The sequence below is a fragment of the Acinetobacter pengchengensis genome (assembly GCF_982235305.1).
On the sequence record NZ_CEVATJ010000001.1, the window covers coordinates 1,949,789 to 1,976,353 of the forward strand.

A 26,565-nucleotide genomic window follows, 5' to 3' on the forward strand; every position below is an offset into this window, starting at 1 on the left:
AGTTCAATTGAACTGGCATTTTTTGTGAATGCTATGATTAAATCAATCCTGAATGCTTTAAAGCTTAGCCACCAAAGAATTTTAGAATAGATTGAATCACCGCAACGTTAATTAAATCGACAAAGAATGCACCACACAGCGGCACAATCAAGAACGCTTTATAAGATGGACCATACATATTGGTAATGGCCTGCATATTGGCGACTGCAGTTGGCGTCGCCCCCATCCCAAAACCGCAGTGTCCCGCTGCCAACACGGCTGCATCGTAGTTTTTCCCCATAAGACGGAAGGTCACAAAAGCTGCATACAACGCCATTGTGAGCGTTTGCGCACCTAAAATCACCATTAAAGGACCTGCCAAATCGGCCAATTGCCATAATTTGAGTGACAACAACGCCATCGCCAAATATAACGATAAAGATGCATTCCCAAACACATCAATCGCACGGTCAAAAATATTGACTTTAAAAATACTTTCTAAAACATTACGCAGAATCACACCGCCCGCCAATGCCCAAACGAAAGTTGGCAATTCAAACATAGTACCTTTGGCAGCGCCTGTCATAAACTCGGCAAATGCCAAACACGCTGCGAATAAACCCAAAGTGGTAATAGCATTATCTGCTGTGATTAAACGCACCTGATGCGGATATTCAAATGGAATAAACTCATTGGAATCTTGATCTGCAAGCGTATTATCACGTTTTTCAATTTGTTCTTCAGTACGAGGTACAGCCAGTTGATGACGGTTGATTAAGGTTTTAGCCAATGGGCCACCAATTAAGCCGCCAATAATTAAACCGAAGGTCGCGCTTGCCATTCCCAGTGCTAAAGCACCTTGAATACCATGTTGAGTTTCTAAAATTTCACCCCATGCACCTGCCGTACCATGACCGCCAGTTAAAGTAATTGAACCTGCAATTAAACCAATTAGTGGATCAATACCTAACAATGTTGCAAGACTAATACCGACAAAGTTTTGCACCACAATAAACACAGAAACGGCAATCAAGAAGATAATTAAACCAATTCCGCCTTGACGCAATTTTGTAAAGTTCGCGCTTAAACCAATCGAGGCGAAGAAAATCAGCATAAAACTGGTTTGTAATACGCTACTGGTGGTAATGCTATAACCCCAAAATTGATGCACCAACAATGAAACAATTGCGGCAACCAAACCACCTGCAACAGGTTCAGGAATGTTATAGCGTTTTAAAAAATCAATTTTATTAACCAAAAACCGTCCCAAGAGCAAGACGATGACCGCAGCAATCAGCGTATAAAACGCATTAAAAGTAAATTCCATGGCAATATCCATATAGTGATTGCAGATTATTTTTTAATATGATGAAGAGCTGTCTATGCAAACCAAAGCATTTGCATCAGCATGACTCTAAATCAACTAAAAAATGCCGCAATATAAAGTATGTAAGCAGTATCGTATTTGACCGATGTTTAAGATGTATGCGTTTCACTGAGCCAACCCAATCCTTAGGTTTCACTCAAGCATTATGATCTGCGTTTGCCTAGAACAGAAGAAAAGAAAGACAAAAGACAGTAATTTCACTTTCGGGGTGACTTCGAGTGCAAACAACTGAATCGGCTTAAGACTGAGAGGTAATCTCATATAAGCTCCAAAATATCTGAGGTGGATAAATACCTTGCGATAAAGATATTCAATCACTTGATAAAAAACAGCAAGATTAAAGGTCGATCATTATGCATTTTTTTTGACAAAAAGCTGCTATTTTCTGCATTATTTCTATAAATTTTATTGATTGTTTTCAACTATAAGTGCAAGTTACAGCATTCCTTGAAACTGAATAAAATTTAAATTATTGAATTGACAACATAAATTTTCAACATAAAAAAACAGAGCTTAACATTAAGCTCTGTTTTGGATTTTGCTCAAAAGTAGTGACTTAGAAGCTATAACGCGCCATAAAGCCTACGCGGTCATCACTGAATTTATCGCCAGCAAATGTTTCACGCTCACCGTTGATATATTCAATACCTAAATCGACTGGTTTTACAGGTGAATAGATAAAGTTAATCCACGCTTGTTGTACTTTCTCGTTAGCACCAGTATTATTTGCTGCACGCGCATAGTCTGTACCATCATCCGCAAATAAAGCACCATACGCTAAAGTTGAACGTAGTTGTGGAGAGAACTGATAGCTTGCACCCACTTGTACACCAAATGCTTCGTTTTGCTCAATGCTATTAGTATCTACATAGAATGCAGAGTTACTACCATATAAGTAGTTACTGTTACCCTTAACATAAGAGACATCCGCATATACTTTTAAAGGTTCTGCAACTTGATAATTGGTACCTACAGCTGCGCCCCAACCTGTCTTATCATCATTTGCTGCTTCTGATTTATAATGTTCAACCAATGCACGGGCAGAAGCTGTTCCTTTACCTTCTGCAAAGCCTTGAACTACTTTTGCAGTCAATACTGGAGCTCGGTAAGTTACGTCAGAGCTAACATTTTTCTTCTCTTTAGCATCATAAATTTGTGAAGAACTATTCCCCTCTTCAGCCGAAACGAATAATTGTGTCGCAGGCGCTAATTTATAGTTGTAGCGTACTTGCGGCACACGTGCTGTACCTCCACCAATGTTCGAATTCAAGTCAAGCATTTCTGGTGCGTGGCTTGACAAAAAGTTCGATGTAGTTTGACCAAACAACCAATTATTTAAAGTTAAGTAAGCGTGACGAAGGCGTATGGTTTCACTTGCACCATTAAAGTCTACTTCAACTTTACCACCTACTTTATTGTCACCTACAGGTGTATTAAAGTCCAAACCTAAACGAGTAGCTTTTGCAGTTGCTAAAAGTTTGTCATTTGTAGATTTAGTGCTCCCACCCACTGTATTTGCACTGTGAAACTCACTGTCCGCGCCGTCAATAACATAGCTTGCATCGCCACGTACGAAACCATAAATAGAAACATCTGCACCAGATTTAGACTTTAAGCTGCTTAATGCACTTAAAGGTGCAGCAGGCTTCGCTTGTTGTACTTGGGCAATTTGAGTTTGCTGCTGTTGTTGTACTTGCTGTTGTTGCTGAATTAATGATTTTAACGCTTCAACTTCTTGACGAAGTTCTTGAATTTGTTGTTGCTCAGTTTTTGCTGCGTGTGCAGTACCTACCATGAATGTTGTAACAGCAATCGCTAAACCTTTGATCACAAATTGACCGTTGAGTAATTGACTCATTTTTCTCTCCAAAATAAAACAACGCTGCATCCGTGCATGATGATTTTGTTCGTCATCTATCGATTTCACATCGAATTATAAAAATGGCTCAAAAATCAAAACACTTTTGCCAAATAGTCCAAGACACTCAAATATTTAAAATATTACAAATTGTGTCATTTATTACAGACTTCAATCTATCAAGTTATGACGTTTATTAAAATCAGTTTTCCCGAATAAGAAATCAAAATTAATCATAATTACAAATCCAATTAATTAAACCATATAAAATTCAATACTTTAAACAGGTTGATTATTCAAGTATTTACACCAATATTAGACTATTGTATATATTTCAGTCCTGTCTAAAAGCTCAATTTTTAAGAAAAAATCACCATTTTAAAAAGTATTTATCTCTATTTAGTCTGGTTGCGGTTGTAAAATATGAAAAACGGCAAACATTCCAGACCCAATAAATAGCAGCATTAATACCGCCATATTCAGCAAAGCAGTGCCTGTTAAAAAATTGAGTAATACCCCACCAATCAAGCCACAAAAGAATTGCACACTGCCCATGATCGCACTGGCGGTTCCAGCACGTGCGCCTTGTTTTGCCATTGCCAGCGCCATGGCATTCGGACCTGTAAAACCTATCCCAGACACTGCAAGAAATAAACCGAGCATTACCAATGCCAAAGGTGCATACCCCAGACTACCTGCGAGCAGTAGAATGACCGCACCACTCAGTTGAATGAAGCTGCCCAATTTTAAGCGTTGCAACACGCCCAATTTTCCACTGATTTTTTTATTTAGGGTCGAAAACAGCATAATACCAAGGGCATTGGCACCAAACACATAAGCAAAAGCCGTTTCACTCAAGCCATATTGATCCATCATGAGCGCACTTGAACCGCTGATATAGCAAAACAATGCCCCACCTGTCAGACAGCCTGCCAACATTGGAAAACGAAAATCACGATCTTTTAAAATTGCGAAATATAAGGTCAGGACTTGCTGAAAGCTCAAATTTAAACGGCGTTCTTTGGCTAACGTTTCTTTAAAAAAGAAATGCACGCATAAACAGCAAATGATTCCAACGCAGGTCAGCACCACAAAAATCGCTTGCCAATTCATCCATTTAAGTACCCATGCACCCAGCGTAGGTGCAATAATGGGTGCAAGGGTCATCACAATCATCATACTCGAAAAAGCTTGAGCGGACGTTTGCAAATCCAAGCGATCACGAATGGCTGCTCGTGCAATCACCACGCCCACACAACCGCCCAAAGCCTGCAAAATACGTGCAGCAATCAATCCCCATTCATTGTGTGCAAACACGCACAACATACTGGCCAGTGAAAACAATACCAAGCCAAAATATAAAGGCGGCTTACGTCCAATCCGATCACTCAGCGGCCCATAAATCAGTTGTCCCAAAGCCAAACCTAAAAAATAAGCAGGCAAACTGTTTGCGACCATTTGGGTCGATACACCAAACTCGCTTGCCATTGCTGGCAAGGCAGGCAAATACATATCAATCGACAAAGGCCCAAGCGAAGTCAGTAACGCCAACAACAATATCCACGCTGTCGAATATTGCTGCATGTTGGGTTGTGGCGCAGATGGTGGCGTACTGTTTGAACTTGGTAGCGTTTTCGATATGCTCATTTTTTATCGTGAAATGACAGATGTACAGACAAGCTTACACGCTTCATAATATTATTTGTTGTGATCAAAGATGAATTTTCACATATTAAACACTCTAAACACTCATCTACAGTTACAATTTACGCAAGCTTTCATCTCACAGCATAAATCTCTGTTTAGACAGAAAAGTTACTTAAAGGAACGATGTTGAAACCTTGGCTGATAAAGCTTAAACAAGCGACCTATAACACTACATTTATGTATAACATCCGCATGCTCATTGCATTTGCGGGAACTGCTTTTGTTCCCTATTTTATGGGAATGCAACTTGCCACCATTCCTTTAACTTTAGGTGTAGTTGCCGCAGGTTTGAGTGATATTGATGACCGTTTTTCGGTGCGTATCGTCAATCAGCTCTATACTTATATTGGTTTCTTTGTTACCGCCACTTCAGTTCAGTTTTTATTTCCGCACCCTATTTTGTTTGCCACAGGCTTAATCCTGTCGTGTATTGTCTTAATTTTGCTCGGTTCGCTCGGACGGCGTTATGCCACCATTTCTTATGGCTGTTTGGTGGTATCGGTCTACGCCATGCTTGGTGTCAATCTATTTGATGACTGGTACATGCAACCGCTACTTTTGGTTTCGGGCGCAATCTGGTACGGCTTAATTTCGACCATCAGCTTTTTACTGTTTCCTGTTCGTGCCTTACAAGACAAACTTTCGCTCAGTTATTCTGCTTTAGGTGATTTTTTATTTGCCAAATCTAATCTATTTGATGTGGATATGACTGCACCCAGTTATCAGCAAAGCATCATTGATTTATCACTTGAAAACGCCAAATTAATTGCGATTTTTAACGACTTAAAAACTGCTTTGCTGACTCGTTTAAAAGGTGACCGCGGGCAAAAAGATACCCGACGCAGCTTACAGTATTATTTTGTCGCACAAGACATTCATGAACGTGCCGATTCTGCACATATTGATTATCAAAAACTGGCGAAAATATTTCAGCACAGTGATATTTTATTTCGCTTCCAGCGCATTTTGTCTATTCAAGGCAAAGCCTGTAAAGATTTAAGCGAAAGTATTCTGCATCGTAAACCTTATGTGCATAACAAGCGTTTTAAACATGCTTTTGAAAATCTTAAACAGTCTTTAGAAAAGCTGCGCAGTGAGCAGCAATATGACCAAGTTTGGATTAATGCATTGTTTGCCTTATACCAAAACCTAAAATCGATTGACGCTCAACTGCGTAATCTTGAAACTGAACGCAATATTAAACTGGATAAATCCAAGAATATTGAGCAACAACTCATAGATGACGACTTAAAAAGCTGGGATGATATTGTCATCCGTATCAAACAGCATTTAACCCCTGAATCTGTCTTGTTCCGCCATGCCATTCGTTTGTCAATTGTACTGTTGATTGGCTATATTTTTGTACAAGTCACCAATATTCAATATGGCTACTGGATTTTACTGACCGCCCTGTTTGTGATGCAGCCTAACTTTAACACCACCAAACGGCGTTTACGTTTGCGTATTATTGGGACACTGGCTGGGATTGTGGTCGGCTACACCATTTTATATTTTGTGCCATCCGTAGAAGGGCAATTGGTAGTTTTAATTATTAGTGGCATGTTGTTCTTTGAATTACGCAGTAAACAATATGCACAAGCGACTGCTTTTATGACTATTTTGGCGCTGATGAACTTTAACCTAGAAGGTTTGGGCTATGCCGCAGCTGTACCTCGTATGGTCGATACCTTAATTGGCTGTGCACTGGCATGGTTTGGCGTGAGTTTCATCTTCCCCGACTGGAAATTCCGTCGTCTATCACGCACGATTCATCGCTCACTCACCGCACAATGTGACTATTTGGCAGAAGTGATTGAACAATATAAAAATGGACGCAATAACGGCTTGAATTATCGAGTGGTGCGCCGCGCTGCTCACAATACCGACGCAGAAGTTGCTTCACTGATTTCAACACTCGCCACCGAACCTGATTTTGATCCTGATCAAAAAGCTCAGGCCTTTGAGTTTTTGTGTCTTAATCACACCTTTATTAGTTATATCGCTGCACTGGGTGCGCACCGTGACAAAATTGAAGATCAGGAAGTCTTGCAACTGCTCGATCAAGCGATGGACGATATTCAAGGTGCTTTACTCAAAGATGAAACGCCGGATTTAAGCGCACACAACATGCTGCAAACCATTCGTCAGCGTTTAAGTCAAAACAATGAGGAAGATCAAAAATCATTGATTATTTTGCAGCAATTATCATTAATGATGAGTATCTTGCAGCAATTAAGTCGCTTAAAACAAAGTTTAAGCCACGAACATGATCAGGATGCAACTGAACTGGCGTCTTTATAAACAATCCTGCAAATAGTCCGTGCCTACTTTCTCACCCTAAGCTGTGTAAGTATTCACCGACCTTAGCATGATTTTGCGACAATATACTCACTGCATGACAGCAATTAATGCTAAACTTTTTATAGTTTTAAATTTGTTAGTTTCACTATGACCGCGAAAAGTTTATACGCCTACACCCTACAGCCTGTGATCTACGAAGTTTCTGAAGAAGAACAACGTCACGCACAACTGGTAATATGGCGCAGTACCAATAAAATTGGCATGAAAGCATGGATTATTATGGGGGTGATTGTTGCCCTTTCCATTTTAGGCATTCTACTATTAAAAAATTATTCGACAATTTTCTGCTGGGTCGCCATTGTCTGTGTGGCACTTTACCTACTGGTGCGTAAATACGGCTTGGAATGGTATGTTAAACGCAAAATGAATGAATTTCCTGTTCAAGAAATTAAAGGAATTCGTTTAGGCGTACAACCACACGGAATCGTGATGCGTCAGCAAATGGGCGCTCAAGAAGGCGTGGGTGCAATTGGCTGGAAAGATGTGTATGAATGGTACAACACCCCTGAATTTATTTTGATAAACTTCAAAGTAAAAGGTCAGCAAGGTGCTTATATTCTACCTAAGCGCATGGACAGCAAGAACTTTTCGTTCAACACCATTCGCAAGCATTTAACCGAAGCTGCAGGCGAAGCCAAGCAAATCTAAATATTCTGATCTAAAAATAAACCTCTATCCCCTGTGATGGAGGTTTTTTTACTTAAAATCAAAACAATGAACGATAATGAGAATAAATAGCATTTGCATTAACTTTGTATCTGGATTATTCTTCTCCAAAATTCATGCTCAACCCTCATTCCTCATGTTAAAAAAAACATTTTTTCAAATTCACTGGTTCCTCGGCATTACAGCAGGGCTTATTTTGTCACTCATGGGGGTCACTGGGGCAATTTATTCCTATGAACAACAAATTCTAAAATGGTTGAATCCAGACAGTTACCAAGTTCAAGTTGAGCAAAAACCGAAACTTACTCCTGCAGAAATTTACACACATTTTCAGCAAGTCCAACCCAATTATAAAATTAACAGCATTACTATTGCCCAAGATCCTGCAGCATCTTCAAGCATAAATATTGAAAAAGAAGGCGCCAGACGCGGGGAAAATATCATGATTAATCCCTACTCTGCAGACATTTTACCTGAAGTGAAAGGGCGTGAATTTTTTCAATTTATCCAACAATTACACCGCAATTTAACCATTGGTCCGATTGGCAAACAAATCACAGGTGCCTGTAGCTTAATCCTGATTTTCTTTGTTTTAAGTGGCGTGTATTTGCGGTGGCCAAAACGTCACTCCTTCAAACAATGGTTTGCGATTAAACCTCAACTCAAAGGTCGCAATTTTATTTGGGACTTACATGCTGTGGTCGGTACATGGGTAGTGATCTTCTATCTCGTTATGGCATGCACAGGTCTATATTGGTCGTATGATTGGTGGCGCAATGGCATGTTTAAAGTCATGGGTGTAGAAAGACCACAAGCGCAAGTGCAAGCAGATGGACACAATAAAAAGGAAAATCAAAAAACTCAAACATCTCATCAAGCAAGGCAAACACAAGTTACAGAACCTCGCCCAAATACTACGCTCCCTGCTCAGAAAAATACACTGGATCAGGCACAAATCAATTTTGCATTGACTCAGGCATGGCAACATTTCCCGCAGCAGTTAGAGCAAGATTATTCGAGCATCACTTTTAATGTGCCTAAACATGACAATAGTGAAATTGAAATAAACTTTATCGATGTCATTCCGCAACATGAACGCGCACGCAACACCGCAACTTTTGATTATCAACAAGCGCATATTACTCAACTTGAATTATATGCAAACAAACAACTCAATGAAAAAATCATGAGCAGCATGCTGCCTGTGCATCGGGGTAGTTTCTTTGGTCCTGTTTATCAATTTTTGGCAATGCTTGCTGCATTGATGATGCCGCTGTTTTTCGTCACAGGCTGGATGCTATATTTAAAACGTCGTAAACAAAAGCATTTGACTCTTGCTGCACGTCAAAATCAAACTCAATTTAAAATTGACCCAAATGCTGAACACTGGCTCATCGTCTATGCCAGCCAAACAGGTACTGCCGAACAATTGGCATGGCGCACTGCAACCAGTCTGCAAGAGGCACATCAACCTGTCACAGTCAAAGCTATTCAAGAATTGCAGATAGCTGACCTCAAAAACAATACTCAAATTTTGTTTGTTGCCAGCACATACGGCACAGGAGATGCACCCGATTTATCCTCTAACTTTGTTAAAAAAATCATGTCCCAAAGCTTAGACCTCTCTCATTTACGTTATGCGGTTTTAGCCCTAGGCTCCAAAGAGTATCCTGACAGTTATTGCGATTTTGGACATCGTCTTGCTGCATGGCTGCAACATAATCAGGCTCACGCTTTGTTTGACACTATTGAGGTAGACAATGCCAATCCTGCTGATGTACAGCGTTGGAATCAAGCATTGGCACAGGTGACTCAGCTTGAATTACAAAGCATGCAAATTGATAAAACTTTTGATACATGGTGTTTGCAACAACGTGATTTGCTCAATCCGAATAGTTTAGGTACCCCTGTGTTTAATATTGAACTTGTACCGCAGCACGAAGCACATTGGGCTGCAGGTGATATTGCTGAAATTCAACCAGAAAACAGTACTGTACGGATTCAGGATTTTTTAAAACAACATCAACTCGATGCAAATACTATTATTGCTGATGGTCAGCAAACCCTAGCACAGGCTTTAGCACATAAAGACCTGACAGCCCCTATTCAGACATTTAAAACTATCGATGAATTATTGGCACAACTTTCACCCTTACCTAGTCGTGAATATTCAATTGCCAGTATTCCTTCACAACAGGTTTTAAGACTTGTGGTACGTCAAAAATTCGATGCTCAAGGTGAACTTGGCTTAGGTTCAGGATGGTTGACTGCTCATGCTGCACTGGGACAAAATATCGCACTGCGCATTCGCAATAATCCATCTTTTCATTTAATTGATGATGACCGCCCAATGATTTGTATTGGTAACGGCACTGGACTTGCGGGTTTAATGAGCTTATTGCATGCACGTAACCGCCTGAATTACACCCAAAACTGGTTGTTTTTTGGTGAACGTCAGCAAGCGCACGATTACTTTTATCAACGCACCATCGAGGCTTGGCAAAGTACAGGCGTGCTACAACGGCTTGATTTGGCTTTTTCTCGTGATCAAGCCGAGAAAGTCTATATACACCATAAGTTACGTGAACAGGCTGAAGAGTTAAAACGCTGGGTTGAACAAGATGCCGTGATTTATGTTTGCGGTAGTATTCATGGCATGGCTAGTGATGTCGACCAAGCTTTAAAAGATATTTTGGGTGAAACTCAACTGGAACAATTACGTCAGCAAGGACGTTATCGCCGAGATGTGTATTAGTCAAAACTTGTCAATTCACCTAAGCTTTACCCATAGCCTCAACCGAAACATACTTCAGTTGGGGCTAAATTTTTAAGCAGCTTCGGCTATACTGTTTACACAGCATCATAGCGCAATAAAGTTATGCAGGGCATGCAAGCAAGTCACGTACACCCGCAATCAAGTCCATTCAAAAGAATATTCAGTAGCCTAATTGGATTAATTTTAGTTTTGGATGGTGTCTATCTCATCAGCTTAAAGAAAATTCATTTCGGCACCGTTTTGCCTGTTTTAATAGGCACGATGCTGCTGTGTTATGCCATTTTCTATACTTGGATTCAAAGCTACTTAAAACAACATACACGCTCAGATTGGTTGTGGAAATTGAGTTGGGGCGTATTTTGGCTGTGGTGTATCAGCCTGTCGATCTTTTTTGCTTATATTCATTTCAGTACACAGCAGCAAAATACTGTGACCAACAATGCTAAAGTGGTGATTGTACTCGGCAGTGGCATTGAAAATGGACTACCATCGCCCACACTCGCCAAACGACTAGATACCGCAGCAGCTTATGCCTTAGAACATCCACACAGTTATTTAATTGTCAGTGGCGGCCCCGCTTTTGCGGAACAACTCACCGAAGCGCAGGTGATGTCCAACTATTTACAACAACGCTATGCTATTGCAGCATCACGCATTATCTTAGAAACCCAAAGTACCAGTACGGCACTCAATTTAAAAAACAGTCAGCCTTTGCTGCATCAATTAGGCACAGATAAAACCCAACCAATTACGATTGTCACCAGCGACTTTCACACACCACGTGCAGCAGCGATTGCCAAACGACAGGGATACACACAGTTCAGCATGCTCAGTGCAGCAACACCACTCTATATCCGCTATAACGCATGGTTGCGCGAGTATTTTGCTTATATCAGTGGTTGGCTACTAAATGAGTATTAAAAATAAAATCTAACAAGCAGATCGCTTAATTCAAACGAATTGAGCGTGGTAAAGGAATTTGCATATCTTTAAAAAATTCAGGTTTTTGCATATACACCTGATACAAATAATTTTTTAGATCAAGCAATAACTTTTCAGGAGCAACCAATACATTCTGCCCTTCTGGACTTAGATTCATAGAAATATTAGTGGTTTCCTGACGTAGAAACGGAATCACTTTTTCAATAAAATCTTTCAGTGAAATTTCTTCAACTTGATAATTGGCCCAATTGTCTTTAATTAACAGTTTTGCCAGACTTTTATTTTGCCAGATCGCAAAAGCACGTTGCCCTGTAGGGGTAGCACAAAGCGCCCAACCATCTTCATACAAGGCAAAAACATGCCCCTGAGACACAATGGTTTCAATAAATTGCTTGTAAATATCTTGCACATTATAAGTTTGCGTTGCTTGCTTAGATGCAGCTTTACGTTGATAAGGATTTCGCATAAGACACGGATATTAGTATTATTATTAAATAAAAATTCTAGGCGAATTTATTGCAATACGCAAGAAATATAAGATAAAGGAGTATGAGAATATATGGTGGGCGCTGACGGGATCGAACCGCCGACATTCTGCTTGTAAGGCAGACGCTCTACCAACTGAGCTAAGCGCCCTGAAAAGAAAAAATAACATCGTTATTTTAGTATGCAAGACAACGAAGGCCGTAGTCTTGAACTTTGAAACACATTTTTCACATCAGGGAATGAAAAATGGCGCAGCGGACGGGGCTCGAACCCGCGACCCCCGGCGTGACAGGCCGGTATTCTAACCAACTGAACTACCGCTGCAACGGTAATTGCGTTAAGCAATTAAGGTCTTATTTTTTTGTATGTATGCCAAGCATATATACTAAAATATGGTGGGCGCTGACGGGATCGAACCGCCGACATTCTGCTTGTAAGGCAGACGCTCTACCAACTGAGCTAAGCGCCCTGATAAGATCAAAACAACATTTTGTTCTGATTTTGCAAAACTGTCAAACTTTGCATCATTTAAGTTTAAATCTATCAGGAAACTTAAACTTCTCTTTTGAATGGCGCAGCGGACGGGGCTCGAACCCGCGACCCCCGGCGTGACAGGCCGGTATTCTAACCAACTGAACTACCGCTGCATCGCAAAAGAATCTGGTGGGCGCTGACGGGATCGAACCGCCGACATTCTGCTTGTAAGGCAGACGCTCTACCAACTGAGCTAAGCGCCCTCAAATGCAATTTTATGTAAATGGCGCAGCGGACGGGGCTCGAACCCGCGACCCCCGGCGTGACAGGCCGGTATTCTAACCAACTGAACTACCGCTGCACTTACACAAAGTCACTCTTGTGGTACAAACGATGATTAAAGAATCTTAAGTGGCGCAGCGGACGGGGCTCGAACCCGCGACCCCCGGCGTGACAGGCCGGTATTCTAACCAACTGAACTACCGCTGCACGTAAGAATCTATAACGTAAAGGCTTGGTGGGCGCTGACGGGATCGAACCGCCGACATTCTGCTTGTAAGGCAGACGCTCTACCAACTGAGCTAAGCGCCCTTAACGTCTTTATCGTTTGTGAGGTGCATTATAGAGAATCTTTACCGCCTGTCAAACGCTTTTAGGCTTGTTTTCATTTTTTTGTGACTGAGTGATTAAAAAATAGGTAATCCGCTATAAAAACAAACAAATTCTGCAAGTTATTATAGTTTTCAAGCAAAAATTAATCTGCATTTCAACTTGTTAGCGCTGCAATCAACCTGCTCACTATATTGATTTTTTTATTGTCATAGATGCAACTTTATGCAATCAACTTACACCATCAACAAAGTAAACCTAAGCTATTTAAATCTAATTTGTGTTCAGAAATATAAACGAGTGCTTTTTCTGGAATCAGTTCAAACAATTCTAAAATATCGTGGTTACGCATCCGAATACAGCCATGCGATGCTGGGATGCCCATCGGCTCAGTGTCTGGTGTGCCATGTATATAGATATAACGCTGAAAAGTATCGCAGCCGATGCCCTGATTAAATCCCTCTTGCAAACCACTCAGCCATAAAATACGGCTTAAAATCCAGTCCCGTTCAGGAAATTGTTGGGCTAAATCTAAACTGTATATTTCACCTGTGGGTTGCCGCGCAATGAACACTGCATTTTCAGGTTCATTTTCACCAAATTTTAAAGCGACTTCATGCCAACCACGCGGTGTTTTACCACTATTTTCAGTTTCACCAATTCCATTCACCCCACTAGAAATGACATAAAATTTGTGATGCTTCGGCAAATATAGAGTTTGCTCAGCCAAATCAATCAAAATATCTGCTTGTGTGTATAAAAAAGACATTGCGCACCCTATTGTTCTTCTTTCTTGAGCGGTTGTGGTTCAGGACGTAACCACAACCAAATACACACCACCAACATGGTGGTATTGGTAAAAACTTTGACCGCAACAGGTGCTGTTGTAAACAGCATGATCACAGCACTGATACTCATCATGATCGTTGCTAACCATTTGGCTTTACGCGGTACTGTGCCATTGGCACGCCAATCCCTGAGTGTACTGCCATATTTAGGATGATTCAGTAACCAGTTATCCATTTGCGGCCAACCACGCGACGATGCCCAAGCTGCTAAAATCAAGAAAACAGTAGTAGGCATGCCTGGCAGCAATGCACCAATAAAGCCAAGGATGACAAAGATCACCACTAAACTTCGCCATAACAAGCTTTGCATACCACTGTCCCAAACTACGAATTGCGGTAGTATAAAGCGTTTTTTAATTTTCCGTTGTAATTATGCATTTTTCAGTATGGATTCATAATGATTGAGTTGCATCAACCCGAACTTTTGCCCGAAGTCTGGCTGACTTATAAAACCCCGCTTATCCGTCAGTTGGCTTTTAGCGTGGCCAGTCCGAATATTTTATGTACTGTTCCTGAGCAATTGCCCATTCAACATCCTTTTGAATTCCATTCAGATGCTTTTTGGCAAAAGCATTATCAAGCTTATCAATCACGTTTAGCCTATTTGGATTCTCATCCCGAAGCGGTTTACGATTTTTTAAATCAACTGAAAAGTACCCGTTTAGGCTTACGCTTTGAAATGCTGTTGTGGTTTTGGCTGCGAGATCGTGACTATCATCCCTTTGAATTATTAGGACACAGCATTCAAATTATTGATGGCGCTAAAACCGTAGGTGAACTGGATTTTTTACTGCGCAACCATGACACACAGCAGGTTGAACACTGGGAAGTCGCATTAAAATACTATTTAGCCGAAGCGGATTGCTCTTTGGCACACTGGTATGGTTTAAACCGCTCCGATACTTTGGTGCGTAAATTAAATCATTTTAGTCAAAAGCAATTTCAATTTAAGCAAGCCTTAGATGTGCCAATTCAACGTCGCTTAGCCGTACTCAAAGGACAATTATATTTAGCTACGTATCACTTGGCACAATCATCTACAACACTTACGCCACACTGGATCAATCGCGCTCGGCGTTTAGGTCTTTGGGGAAGTGATATTCCTGCTCAAGCTGAACAGTTTTATCGCCTACAACGACATGAATGGATTTGCCAAAATACTCAAGCCAGTAGCCTACCGAATCAATGGTGGGGAGATGGTTTATACTATCAAGAAGCCCATTCACAATTTTATATGTATCGTGCTGCATCGCTGATTAGCTATCCTCCATTAACACACTGAATAACTGTTTCAACATTTTATTACGCAAGCACCATAAAAGTTGACTATTTATTATTCTGTTTATTTTCTAAGCTAAAAAACACATCAAAATAATCTATCTAGAGTATATTGGAGATAATCATGAAAAAAATTCTAGCGACTTCACTGTTACTGACCTTTATTTTAACGGGTTGTAATACAATTAAAGGTGTGGGCGAAGACGTATCTTCTGCAGGTAATGCGGTAAGTAACACTGCTGAAAAAACCCAACAAGAAATTCGAAAATAATTCTGACAATTTCAGAAAGATCTTCACAAAACAACAAAAAACCTTGTCCGAGAACAAGGTTTTTTCACGCTAAAAATTTCACTTTTGTTGCATTATTCCCCTATTATTAGCACTTACTCTTGATAAACGTCTGAAACTCTCATGACCTCTTCTGCTACTCTGGATTTAAGCCTGCAGCTTTTACGCCAACCCTCTGTCACTCCTGTCGATCACAACTGCCAAAATCTCATGGCAGAACGCTTAGAAAAAATTGGATTTAAGATTGAAACTATGCGTTTTGATGATGTAGATAACCTATGGGCACGTAAAGGCACAGAAGCACCCGTCTTTTGCTTTGCAGGTCATACCGATGTTGTCCCTACAGGCAATTTAGACGCATGGAATACCGATCCATTCGTACCTGAAATTCGTGATGGCAAGCTTTATGGTCGTGGCAGTGCCGACATGAAAACAGCATTGGCAGCTATGGTGGTTGCCTCTGAACGCTTTGTTGCTAAACATCCTGACCACAAAGGTTCAATTGCTTTTCTGATCACCTCTGATGAAGAAGGGCCATCCATTAACGGTACCGTAAAAGTCGTTGAAACTTTGGAAGCACGTCAGGAAAAAATGACTTGGTGTTTGGTCGGTGAACCTTCAAGCACACATGAATTAGGCGATATTATTAAAAATGGTCGTCGTGGTTCACTGAATGGAGTCTTGACTGTAAAAGGTAAACAAGGTCATGTGGCTTATCCACACTTGGCAATTAACCCGATTCATACCGCGTCTAAAGCAATTGCGGAACTTTGTGAAACGGTGTGGGATCATGGCAACGAATACTTTCCTGCCACCTCATTTCAAATTTCAAATATTCAAGCAGGAACAGGTGCGACCAATGTTGTCCCAGGCAACATGACTGTGACCTTTAACTTCCGTTATTCGACTGAAGTGACTGCAGATGAGCTAAAAGCACGTGTGTTGGAAATTTTAGATCGCCATCAAGTGGATTATGAAATCGAGTGGACGCTTTCAGGTTTGCCATTTTTAACCCCTGTGGGCGAATTGGTCAATGCTGCACGTCAGGCCATTCGCAATGTCACAGGTGTTGAAACAGAATTATCGACCAGTGGCGGCACTTCCGATGGTCGTTTTATTGCGCCAACAGGTGCGCAAGTATTGGAATTAGGCGTACTCAATGCCACCATTCACCAAATTAACGAGCACGTTGATGTAGCTGATTTAGAACCCTTAGCCGAAATTTATGAGCAGATTTTAGAAGGGTTACTCACTTAAATTTGATAAAAGTTAGTTACACAAAACAGAAAAGGAACTCTATTTGAGTTCCTTTTCTGTTTTACAACATAGAAAATTGCGTTTAAGCCGTCAAGTTTTCTTGAATGTATTGCAAATTCGGTACATGAAAGACCTGCTCACCCATACGGACATATTGGAATACCGCAGGATCAGTCGTGGTTAGTTGGTCATCATCTACCACTTCAGAAATACGTAAGCGCAGTGTTTTAGGCATTTCATTGCACATCAAAGCAAAACGCTGCTCCATTTCGTCACCTTCAATGACCAGTGCCACGCCCATTTTTTTCTCTGGGTCGTTGACAGCATAAACAGGCAATTGCGATTCGTGCCATTCTACAGTTTTAACTTGAGTGGCGTTATCCAACGCTGATAACACAATATTTTGAGGTATCAGCATCGGTTGTTTACCATGACATTCAACAATATAAGCATCAATAAAACCCGTAGATACGGTAATTAAATGCTGTAGTTCTTGTTGACTGATTTGCCCAAGTAAATTTGGACTATTCGTCTGACTCATCGTTTACCTCTGACTGACTGCTAATAATTGTTCAATATTGGCAAGCAATTCTGTCTCTTGGAACGGTTTACCCATGTAATGTGTCACACCTAAGCTAAACGCACGTTCACGGTGTTTTTCACCTGTACGCGACGTAATCATGATGATTGGCAGATTGCTATGCATGTCGTGGTGGCGTACGAGGTTAGTTACCTCAAAACCATCCATACGTGGCATTTCAATATCCAGTAACATCAAGTCAGGTTTGACGTTTTCAAGTTGCTCGATGGCATCGACACCATCTTTGGCAGTCACGATGTCATAACCTTGACGCTCAAGCAGACGTGAAGTTACCTTACGTACGGTGACTGAGTCATCCACAATCATAATTAAGCGGCGCGTATTTCGACGCTGGATTTCACGTTGATCACTGGCTTGTTTAGTACGTTGTGTTGCAAGAATTTGACGGGCAATGTTCTGACCATCCAAAATTAAACAAACTTGACCATCCCCCAAAATAGTTGCGCCTGCAATTGCACCAATGCTTGTGAACTGCTGTCCAATTGGCTTCACAACAATTTGACCACGCGAACCAATCAACTGATCGACCAGCAAGGCAATGGTTTGACCTGTACTGCCTTTAATTAACAGTACTGGCAGTGAATGCCCTATATTGCTTAAACGCGGTAATGGCTGATTGCCAACGAATTCAGATAAATAGCGTAACTTATAGTTCTGGTTATCAATTTGAAAGAAGTCTTCATTGCTGTTGAAGTAAGATTCCAAAGTGGTTGGTGCGATACGTACAATACGGTCAATTTGCGCCAAAGGTACCGCAAATTGTTGATCGCCAACTTTTACCATTAAGGCATCAGATACCGCAACCGTGGTTGGTACGCGAATACTGAAGGTTGTACCTTGACCCAATATTGAATCTACAGAAACGTGACCACCAAGTGCCTTAATTTCACTTTGCACCACGTCTAAACCAACACCACGACCTGAAATTTGTGTAACCGATTGTGCTGTCGTAAAACCTGGGTGGAAAATGTATTGTAGAATTTCATTTTTATCTAAATTCTGATCGGCTTTGATTAAACCTAAGCTCAATGCTTTTTGTTTAATCTTGGCATCATCAATACCCTTACCATCATCCACAAAAGTCACCACAACATCTGTGCCTTGACGGGTAATGTTCAGTTCAATTTTACCAACTTCAGGTTTATTGGCTGCAGCACGTTGCACAGGGTCTTCAATACCATGGTCGACCGCATTACGCAGCATGTGTTCAAACGGTGTCACCAAACGTTCAAGAATGGTACGGTCTAATTCACCTTCAGTGTTATTAACCACTAGCTCTGTCGGACGGTTTAAGGTCGATGAAGTCTGACGCACAATACGTTGTAAACGTGGCAATAACCGCGAAAATGGTACAAGGCGTGTACGCATCAAGCTTTCTTGAATTTCGGCCTGAATACGTGATTGTTGTAATAACAAGCCTTCGGCATCACGGATTTTTTCAGCCAATGTACTCTTAAAGTCCACCAAGTCTGATGCAGATTCCGCCAGTGATTTAGACAACTGATTCAACGATGAATATTGGTCCATCTCTAATGGGTCAAAATCTGCATAACGTGAGTTTTCAGAACCGTGCTTGGCAATAATTTGCGATTCTAGCTCGCCTTCCATTCGGCGTAACTGATCGGCAAGACGTTTAATCGCCAATTCCATCTCATTCAAGGTACCGCCCAGTTGCCCTAGCTCCATTTCAATACGTGAACGGTTAATCGAGTTCTCGCCGGACAAGTCAATCATCTTCTCGACTAAATCAGCAGAGATACGAATCATCTCATTGCTGTTATCCAGCTGCGTGGTTTCGCCCCATTCACCCGACATTGCAGGTGGTTCTGTACCATCACCCTGAACAAACTCATAACTACGGCTCGGCGATAATAAGTCGGTATGCGTTAAACGCTCAGGCAATTGTGCAGATACATCTACAAACTGCATCGCCGACAAGCTAGATTTTAAGCTGTCATAATTGCTGTAATCTGCATTGAAGATCGCATCACGCAACCATGCCAACGTAGTTTGCAACAAGGCATCATAAACATTTGAGTTAAATTGATGCACCGCAAACTGTTCAAAGGCACGTTCAAGTTGATAAGCAATTTGCGAAACAGGATCAATTTCCAACATTCGCGCACCGCCTTTTAAGCTGTGTGCCGCACGTTGTAATTGAAGCAAGATACTTCGGTCACTTCGCTGTTCGAACCATTGTTTCAAACGCTGATCTGCAGCATCCAAAATTTCTTCCGCTTCTTCTCGGAAAGTTTCAACCACAACTGAATGCAATTGCTCATCTTTAGATTCAGCACTTGCTTTAAGACTTGCATCATCACCAATAACTACGTCATCTTTAGCTAAATCTGCAATCGTGTCTTGGAACACTTCTGCCGCCAACTCAGGCTGGGTATCAAAATCTTCAGTTGCTTCGATACCCTGTTCAAGCTGCGCTGTAGTTGTCACACTTGCAACAGATAAATCCGCATCGCCTTGTGCCAAGCTGACAATATTGCCTAAAATCGCAATGGACTCTGGCGCAGCATAGTCAACACGCTCATCACGAATGGTCTGAATACGGTCTGCAATATTATCTTGCACCAAACGGATAATTTGAATTAACGCAGGTGAAACAGCAATTTGGTTGTTAATGATACGCTCGTAAATTGACTCGAGGTTGTGTGCAATTAAACCTATATGCGTCGCCGAGATCATATTTGCACCACCTTTTAATGTGTGCAAATAACGCATAAGGTTGTTTAATGCTGAAGTATCACTAGCATCTTTTGACCAAGTATTAACGTCTTCATCCATACCCACCAAAAGTTCTTCTGCTTCTTCCAAGAAAATATCCAGCAAGTCAGGATCAAAGTCTTTATTGGCATCATCGGCATGCATGTTTTGTTGATCAGACGCAATACGTTGTGACAATTGCGCCAAATTCACCGTGCCCGAACTTTCGCTCACAACTGCAGCAGGCGAACCTTCATGTTCCGCAACAACCGCAGTTTCCACAGCGTTGTCACTCACTGATGATTCAGCATCTTGAAGTGCAATTGCATCAATATCTTGCTGTACAAATGCAGTTAAGTCATTTAAGGATTTCTGAATATCTCCGGTAACTGTAACGCGCTGTCCCGCAGCCAAGGTATCGAATAAATGAATAAACTCTTGGTGCGTCTGTGCAAATAACTCATGACAATATTCAGAATTAAGTAAAATTGGTTGGGCTAAAACACTGTCGTAAGCAGCTTTAAGTTCTTGAGTAAATTGATGGATACCTACAGACGCACGGTTATCAGTATGATCTACCAATAATTGCGCTTGTGCGCTAAGTTCTTCTAAATAGCTTGGGAATTGCGCTTGCGCCAATTTATCAAAATCAAATTCGGCATCAAGTAAACGATCAATATTCAGTTCGATGAGCTTCGATACTAAACCTTGAGGATTAGAGTCTTCCGTATCGCTAGTGCTAAAGCCGTAGCTATCCCAAGCTTTATTAAAAGTTGCATAGATAACATCTAAACCATCACAGTGACCTTGACGAAGTACATGCAGATAATCACGGACAAATTCCGCATATTGTACCAACAGCGCAGTTTCTTTAGAGGTCGACTCAATTTCATCTTGCACAAACGTTTTAAACAAGTTTTCAACTTTAGAGCTTGCTTCAAACACCTGCACAATTTGTGCCATAGACGAACTGCCGCGCAGTGTATGTAAAGCACGGATTAAACCATTATAGTCTTGCGATTGAATCTGATCTTGCGCCAAGAAATGATCAATTGTCGCTAAATGGTCTTCCGCTTCTTCCACAAAAATAGCCAGAGTTTCAGCCAATAGACTTTCATCAGCTGCCACTTCTTGCGCAACGTCTGTCTGCAGAGTTTCTTCAGAAGTTATTACATCATCAGATGATTCAACTGCTGCGACAGATGCTGTTTCAACTTCAGCATCCGCCAATTCTAGTCCTATCGGCATATCAGTTGCAGTCAGTTGATCCGCTAGAACGAGCAATTCTTCCAGTGCAGGTTCAGGACTTTGGTTTTGCTGTAATTGTTGTCCTAAAAGCACCAACGGGCGTAAATCAAGATCAATTAAACCGACTTGCTTAAAAATTGGATAAAGCTTGAATTGATAAATATTTAAAACAGTTTTAGCGTATTTTTGAATATCAGTATTGAGTGTCACCGCACCCGAAAGCACACGATTTAAAGTATCCTCAACCGTCCATGCCAATTCGCTCGCAGATTTCGCACCCACCATGCGACCCGAGCCTTTTAAAGTGTGAAAGTGACGACGAATTGTCACTAAAGTTTCTTGATCTGTTGGGTTCGCAAACCAATTTCTAAATAATGGATTTAATTCTTCGAAGATTTCTTCAATTTCTTCGATAAAAATTTCAAGAATTTCCGCATCTTGCTCAAGATAACTATCTTCAGGAAGCGTCATTGTTTCAACTAAATTTTTTAATATTTCTTTCATAGCTAAGGCTTCTTACGTTTTCAGCACCAAAAGGTACTTCAACTTAATTGTAACCATCCTGAATGCCCCTAACCCAAAAGTTAAGTTCATCTTTGCGATGCTTTATCTCTGAATGATGGTGCACCCATAACTGTGTATAGGTACACCTTTCCCCAAGCTGGAATCCGGCTTATTCAGGTAGTTTAAAGTCAGTTACAGATTCACGTAATGATTCTGCCATGTTGGCTAACTCAGATACCGAACGTGCAGTATCGAAAGTTGCACTGGTCGTTTGCGAGGTAATTTCTTGTACCACATTCATTGTGGTTGCAATGTGACCTGCAGAAGCAGATTGAAGTTTTGCAGCATCCGAAATGTTCGAAATCAATTTCGCAAGGTTGGCTGATACCGTTTGAATCTCATCCAGTGCAACACCCGCATCCTTAGATAAGTTCGCACCACGTACAACTTCAGATGTAGTTTGTTCCATCGAAATTACGGCTTCGTTGGTATCGGTCTGAATGGTTTTAACCAGTGTTTCAATCTGCTTGGTTGCAGATGCTGAACGTTCCGCTAGACGCTGTACCTCGTCGGCTACGACTGCGAAACCACGACCAGCTTCACCCGCCATAGACGCCTGAATTGCTGCGTTTAATGCCAAAATGTTAGTTTGGTCGGCAATATCGTTAATCAAGGCAACGATGTTACCAATCTCTTGTGAAGATTCACCCAAACGCTTAATACGCTTTGAGGTTTCTTGAATCTGCTCACGAATGATATCCATACCTTCGATTGAACGGTTTACAACGTCTGCACCATTCGATGCAATATGTACTGAACGTTCTGCTACCGCTGCTGATTCTTCAGCGTTGGCAGATACTTGGTCAATTGACATTGCCATTTCGTTAATTGCGGCAGATGCACCTGCAATTTCTTGCGCTTGATGCTCAGATGCTTCTGCTAACTGGTTAGTAATGTTCTGTGTGGTTGCCGTATATCGTGCAACTTCGTGCGATGTTTCTTGAATACGCGATACAAGGTCACGTAATTGGTCAATCGCAAAGTTAATCGAGTCAGCAATAGCACCCGTGAAGTCTTCCGATACTGTTGCGTATGAACGTAAGTCACCATCCGCAAGGTCGGCAATTTCATCGAGTAAACGTAAAATCGCGTTCTGGTTACGGTCATATTCATCTTGTAGACGAACCACGCGAGATTTATCGGCTTCACCACGTAAACCAAGTAACTTGAATACACAGAACAAGAATGCAAGTAATGCTGCAATCAAGCCAATTGCAGGAATCGCAATAGACCAACCTGAACCGCCAGACAATTTATTTAAATTGGTTAAAAGTTTATCTGACTGGTCAAAAATAGAAGAGGATGCCTGACGTACTTTTACAATTTGCGTTGAGTTCTTTAAAACCGTTGCAGCAGCAGATTTCAATACTTCTTCATATTCTGCTTGAATGCTTTCTAATGAACTACGTAAATCTTCTTGAGTAATACGTTGTACGCCCAGTTCTGCACTACCATTCAACTGCGCTGCTAAGTAAGCACCAAATGTTTCGGTATCGGCACTAAAGTCATCTGCAGATTCACGAGAACTGTCTGTACCTGTCAATACAGAACTGATTGAACGTAAAATACGCTCTGCAATGAATACTTGGTTCTTTGCAATAACCACCTGGCTACTTGGCATGTCTTGGCGTGCCATTTGGTCAACCATCAAATTATATTCCGCCTGAATACCAGGGATGGTTTCACTAATTGCAATGCTCGTGTCATAAAGCTGGTTAATAATTTTTTGTTGTGACGCAATTAAATCAATATTTTCAGAAATTGATTTCCACTGTGTTTCTACATCACGCAAAGTATCTGTATTTGGATGAATGTCTTTCACTGTTTCTAAGTTATCAGCAAAGGCTTTTTGTGAATCTGTTAAATTTTTAATCGATTCAGGTGTACCTGATGCAGTCGCTTCAGTTGCTTGACGAGAAATGGTTTGTGACAACAGACGTAATTCACCCAAACTACGGGTAAAGTCGTTATTACGCGGCACGCTATAAAAAAGGTATAGCAACAGGAAAAGCGATAAGATGATACAAAAAGCTGCACCTAAAATAAGTGGCTTAGATTTTTCTGTTTCGCCAAATACACTCGCAAACTCTTCTGTTCGCGCCTGTAATTTTGCAAAAAAACCTGAACCACTTGCTTTATGGACGGTTTCTTCGCCTGGATTTTTCTTTTTAAGTTTAAAGCCCATACAGCTTCTCCCCGATTGACGCCTTCATTTTTAGGTGCGCGACAGTTAATTTATAAATTTTATAGATGCGTTCATGTATTTTGGGTTTTGCAATAAACGACTAAATAAGAAAACATGCCATTGTTGGTTATGTTGGTGAAAATACCCCTGACAATATTCTTGTAAATTACTATCTAAATCATTGTGTTTAGAAAAGAAACTTTTCTTATTAAAGTGCTGTATACCCAAAACTTGATCTACAATTAAACCGACATAATGGTCATTATGACTAATACACATTACTTTTTGAGTAGGTGAATATTGGCTACTTTGCCCAGATACATAATGTGCCAAATCTGAAACTGAAAGTAATCTTCCGCGAATATTCGCTAGACCCACTACCCAAGGTTGGGTATTTGGTACTGGCGTATATTTCGGTGGATAAATAACCTCAGAAACCTCTCCTAATGGAGCAACGAAATATTGCCCCATCATCTCAAAAGCAATACCTGACCAGCGGTTTACCTCATTTTCGGTACTAACGTAGTTTTTGTTTCCACGTTTAGATAACCGAAGTAATTCAATAAAACCATTTGCAGCCATAGCTTATCCTGCATTAAGGTGTTGATTAATCACATCAATTAATTGTTTTTCGTCAACAGGCTTAGTTAAGTAATCGCTCGCACCTTGGCGTTTCCCCCAAACACGATCAGTTGCCTGATCTTTGGTACTCACAATTACAATTGGAATGTGTTTGGTGGTATCACCACGCGAAATTTGACGTGTTGCCTGAAAGCCGTTCACGCCTGGCATAACTACATCCATTAATACTAAATCTGGTAATTCGGCTTGCGCCATGGTCACGCCATCTGCACCATTCGCTGCTTCAATGACATCAAAACCATGCTTGGTCAAGATTTCTCTAAAGCGGAATGTTTCTGTAGGTGAATCATCTACAATAAGAATACGAGCCATTATTTCCCCCAATAAATCAAACTAACTAATAATTATGCGGTCACGTGGTTACGAATGGCGTTTAATAATTCATCTTTACTAAATGGTTTAGTCAGATACTCATCAGAACCCACGACACGTCCTTTGGCTTGATCAAATAAACCATCTTTACTTGATAGCATAATGACAGGAATGTTTTGGTAGTTTTGCGAGTTTTTAATCAAGGCACACGTTTGGTAACCATCTAAGCGCGGCATCATAATATCTACGAATACGATATCCGGATTTGATTCGGCAATTTTGGATAATGCCTCAAATCCATCAACTGCGGTAACCACTTCACAACCTTCACGCTGTAGAAGTGTTTCAGCTGTACGGCGAATGGTTTTTGAATCATCAATCACCATGACTTTTAGATTTTGGAATTTATCGTCCATTCAATGACCCTTCCCATTTTATTTGCACAAGCAACTGAGTAGAAAATTTTTACATATTGATGTTATTTTTAACATATCTTTACTTGTAGTTTCAATGAACATATTTAGTGTAAAGCTACACTTTTACACCATTATCACCAAACCGCTCACACTTTCGTGTGACCATTGATATTTTTTTATCGGTTGTATTTTTCTAATTCCTAAATCTGATCTAATATAACACTATTATTACGTGTAATTTAAGTAATTTAGTCAACTTTATTATGGGGGACAACGTGAGCACTTTTTTTGCAAAATCACTCGCTGTCAAATTAAAACAAACTAAGCAGTCACTCAAATTGGGCATGCTTGCTTTACTGCTCTTTCCCTCTGCCCCACTCATGGCTGACAGCCAGAATAAAGCGGTGTGGTACCGCTATTATGATCAACATGGCGTTGCGAATATTAGTAGTAATGTGACACCTAATCATATTCGTCACGGCTATGAAGCATTAGACCGTAACATGCAAGTGATTCAGCGTGCACGTCCATACAGCACCGAAGCGGATATTAAAAAAGCTCCACAACGCGCTGCTCAAGCGTATCAAATGGAATCTGATCAGCGTTTGAAAAAAGCCTATACCAATAGCCAAACCGCAATCACTAAACGTAATAACGCTTTAGCTCATATTAAAAAGCAAATTATTTTCCAACAAGAACAAATCAAACAGTTGCAAAATGACCGTATTACTTTTAAACGCCAAGAAATGGAGTATCTACGCAAAGTCAAACCTGTGCCTGCACAACTAAAAACCAATTTGGACAATAACTTGAAAAACATCGAGCTTAAAAAAAATATGATTCAATCTTTACAAACAAGCTATCGAAATACACAAGCAGAATACGACAAAATTATTACTCGCTTAAAAGCTCTTGAATAGTTGATTTGAATTACATTGTCATTTTGGCAATTATTAAGGACAAAT

Annotated in this window: 20 protein-coding genes and 8 tRNA genes; 8 read left to right on the plus strand and 20 right to left on the minus strand. The window is 40.7% G+C overall.

From position 1 onward, the window contains the following. Positions 1–64: 64 nt before the first annotated feature. From gltS to AC0T5Z_RS09545, 3 genes are all read right to left on the minus strand, one after another. Positions 65–1,306, minus strand: a complete 1,242-nt coding sequence (gene gltS, locus AC0T5Z_RS09535; RefSeq protein ID WP_435337337.1) for a sodium/glutamate symporter — start codon at positions 1,304–1,306, stop codon at positions 65–67. A 616-nt stretch (positions 1,307–1,922) separates the two neighbouring features. Continuing rightward, positions 1,923–3,224, minus strand: a complete 1,302-nt coding sequence (locus AC0T5Z_RS09540) for a DcaP family trimeric outer membrane transporter (RefSeq protein ID WP_435337338.1) — start codon at positions 3,222–3,224, stop codon at positions 1,923–1,925. A 399-nt stretch (positions 3,225–3,623) separates the two neighbouring features. Next, the gene (locus AC0T5Z_RS09545; RefSeq protein ID WP_435337344.1) at positions 3,624–4,808 is read right to left on the minus strand and encodes a multidrug effflux MFS transporter; all 1,185 of its coding nucleotides are present in this window, start codon (positions 4,806–4,808) and stop codon (positions 3,624–3,626) included. A gap of 249 nt (positions 4,809–5,057) precedes the next feature. Between AC0T5Z_RS09545 and yccS the strand changes: the two genes are divergently transcribed. The 4 genes from yccS to AC0T5Z_RS09565 all read left to right on the plus strand — a co-directional run bounded on the left by yccS (position 5,058) and on the right by AC0T5Z_RS09565 (position 11,655). Then, positions 5,058–7,232 (plus strand): YccS family putative transporter, encoded by a 2,175-nt coding sequence (yccS, locus tag AC0T5Z_RS09550; RefSeq protein WP_435337345.1) that lies wholly within the window; start codon positions 5,058–5,060, stop codon positions 7,230–7,232. Between the two features lie 147 nt (positions 7,233–7,379). Beyond that, on the plus strand, positions 7,380–7,940 hold the full coding sequence (locus AC0T5Z_RS09555) for an SdpI family protein (RefSeq protein WP_291334716.1): 561 nt from the start codon (positions 7,380–7,382) through the stop codon (positions 7,938–7,940). A gap of 154 nt (positions 7,941–8,094) precedes the next feature. Next, on the plus strand, positions 8,095–10,713 hold the full coding sequence (locus tag AC0T5Z_RS09560) for a PepSY domain-containing protein (protein ID WP_435337339.1): 2,619 nt from the start codon (positions 8,095–8,097) through the stop codon (positions 10,711–10,713). 123 nt (positions 10,714–10,836) lie between these two features. Next, positions 10,837–11,655 (plus strand): YdcF family protein, encoded by an 819-nt coding sequence (locus tag AC0T5Z_RS09565; protein WP_435337340.1) that lies wholly within the window; start codon positions 10,837–10,839, stop codon positions 11,653–11,655. Positions 11,656–11,680: 25 nt separating this feature from the next. Here AC0T5Z_RS09565 and AC0T5Z_RS09570 read toward each other — a convergent pair whose 3' ends face one another. The 11 genes from AC0T5Z_RS09570 to AC0T5Z_RS09620 form a co-directional block, all read right to left on the minus strand. Beyond that, on the minus strand, positions 11,681–12,142 hold the full coding sequence (locus AC0T5Z_RS09570; protein WP_435337341.1) for a DUF2750 domain-containing protein: 462 nt from the start codon (positions 12,140–12,142) through the stop codon (positions 11,681–11,683). A gap of 94 nt (positions 12,143–12,236) precedes the next feature. Next, positions 12,237–12,312, minus strand: a tRNA-Val gene (locus tag AC0T5Z_RS09575). 97 nt (positions 12,313–12,409) lie between these two features. Then, positions 12,410–12,486 (minus strand) — tRNA-Asp (locus tag AC0T5Z_RS09580). 69 nt (positions 12,487–12,555) lie between these two features. Then, positions 12,556–12,631 (minus strand) — tRNA-Val (locus tag AC0T5Z_RS09585). A gap of 101 nt (positions 12,632–12,732) precedes the next feature. Next, a tRNA-Asp gene (locus AC0T5Z_RS09590) sits at positions 12,733–12,809 on the minus strand. Between the two features lie 14 nt (positions 12,810–12,823). After that, positions 12,824–12,899: transfer RNA gene (locus tag AC0T5Z_RS09595), tRNA-Val, on the minus strand. 21 nt (positions 12,900–12,920) lie between these two features. Continuing rightward, a tRNA-Asp gene (locus tag AC0T5Z_RS09600) sits at positions 12,921–12,997 on the minus strand. A 51-nt stretch (positions 12,998–13,048) separates the two neighbouring features. Beyond that, positions 13,049–13,125: transfer RNA gene (locus AC0T5Z_RS09605), tRNA-Asp, on the minus strand. Between the two features lie 26 nt (positions 13,126–13,151). Further along, a tRNA-Val gene (locus AC0T5Z_RS09610) sits at positions 13,152–13,227 on the minus strand. Between the two features lie 262 nt (positions 13,228–13,489). Then, positions 13,490–14,014: a cell wall-recycling L,D-carboxypeptidase ElsL gene (elsL, locus tag AC0T5Z_RS09615; protein ID WP_435337565.1), complete on the minus strand. Its 525-nt coding sequence runs from the start codon at positions 14,012–14,014 to the stop codon at positions 13,490–13,492. Positions 14,015–14,022: 8 nt separating this feature from the next. Beyond that, on the minus strand, positions 14,023–14,403 hold the full coding sequence (locus tag AC0T5Z_RS09620; protein ID WP_291334726.1) for a YbaN family protein: 381 nt from the start codon (positions 14,401–14,403) through the stop codon (positions 14,023–14,025). Between the two features lie 87 nt (positions 14,404–14,490). On the opposite strand from AC0T5Z_RS09620, the gene AC0T5Z_RS09625 reads away from it, so the two are divergent. From AC0T5Z_RS09625 to dapE, 3 genes are all read left to right on the plus strand, one after another. Beyond that, positions 14,491–15,375 carry a DUF1853 family protein gene (locus tag AC0T5Z_RS09625; protein ID WP_435337566.1) on the plus strand — a complete coding sequence of 295 codons (885 nt, stop codon included), beginning with the start codon at positions 14,491–14,493 and terminating at the stop codon, positions 15,373–15,375. A 120-nt stretch (positions 15,376–15,495) separates the two neighbouring features. Further along, positions 15,496–15,642 carry an entericidin A/B family lipoprotein gene (locus tag AC0T5Z_RS09630; RefSeq protein WP_070152591.1) on the plus strand — a complete coding sequence of 49 codons (147 nt, stop codon included), beginning with the start codon at positions 15,496–15,498 and terminating at the stop codon, positions 15,640–15,642. Between the two features lie 141 nt (positions 15,643–15,783). After that, positions 15,784–16,917, plus strand: coding sequence for a succinyl-diaminopimelate desuccinylase (gene dapE, locus AC0T5Z_RS09635; RefSeq protein ID WP_435337567.1), 1,134 nt, complete (start codon positions 15,784–15,786; stop codon positions 16,915–16,917). Positions 16,918–16,999: 82 nt separating this feature from the next. Here dapE and AC0T5Z_RS09640 read toward each other — a convergent pair whose 3' ends face one another. The 6 genes from AC0T5Z_RS09640 to pilG form a co-directional block, all read right to left on the minus strand. Beyond that, the gene (locus tag AC0T5Z_RS09640; protein ID WP_435337568.1) at positions 17,000–17,458 is read right to left on the minus strand and encodes a hypothetical protein; all 459 of its coding nucleotides are present in this window, start codon (positions 17,456–17,458) and stop codon (positions 17,000–17,002) included. Between the two features lie 3 nt (positions 17,459–17,461). Next, positions 17,462–21,985: a hybrid sensor histidine kinase/response regulator gene (locus AC0T5Z_RS09645; protein WP_435337569.1), complete on the minus strand. Its 4,524-nt coding sequence runs from the start codon at positions 21,983–21,985 to the stop codon at positions 17,462–17,464. Positions 21,986–22,154: 169 nt separating this feature from the next. Then, a complete protein-coding gene (locus tag AC0T5Z_RS09650; protein ID WP_435337570.1) occupies positions 22,155–24,230 on the minus strand; it encodes a methyl-accepting chemotaxis protein in 2,076 nt (691 codons plus the stop codon). A gap of 45 nt (positions 24,231–24,275) precedes the next feature. Beyond that, the gene (locus AC0T5Z_RS09655) at positions 24,276–24,812 is read right to left on the minus strand and encodes a chemotaxis protein CheW (RefSeq protein WP_291334738.1); all 537 of its coding nucleotides are present in this window, start codon (positions 24,810–24,812) and stop codon (positions 24,276–24,278) included. 3 nt (positions 24,813–24,815) lie between these two features. Then, positions 24,816–25,184 carry a response regulator gene (locus AC0T5Z_RS09660; protein WP_435337571.1) on the minus strand — a complete coding sequence of 123 codons (369 nt, stop codon included), beginning with the start codon at positions 25,182–25,184 and terminating at the stop codon, positions 24,816–24,818. A gap of 32 nt (positions 25,185–25,216) precedes the next feature. Beyond that, positions 25,217–25,600, minus strand: coding sequence for a twitching motility response regulator PilG (gene pilG / locus AC0T5Z_RS09665; protein WP_004975524.1), 384 nt, complete (start codon positions 25,598–25,600; stop codon positions 25,217–25,219). A gap of 275 nt (positions 25,601–25,875) precedes the next feature. Between pilG and AC0T5Z_RS09670 the strand changes: the two genes are divergently transcribed. Beyond that, complete coding sequence (locus tag AC0T5Z_RS09670; RefSeq protein ID WP_435337572.1) at positions 25,876–26,520, plus strand: hypothetical protein; 645 nt, start codon at positions 25,876–25,878, stop codon at positions 26,518–26,520. Positions 26,521–26,565 lie beyond the last annotated feature (45 nt).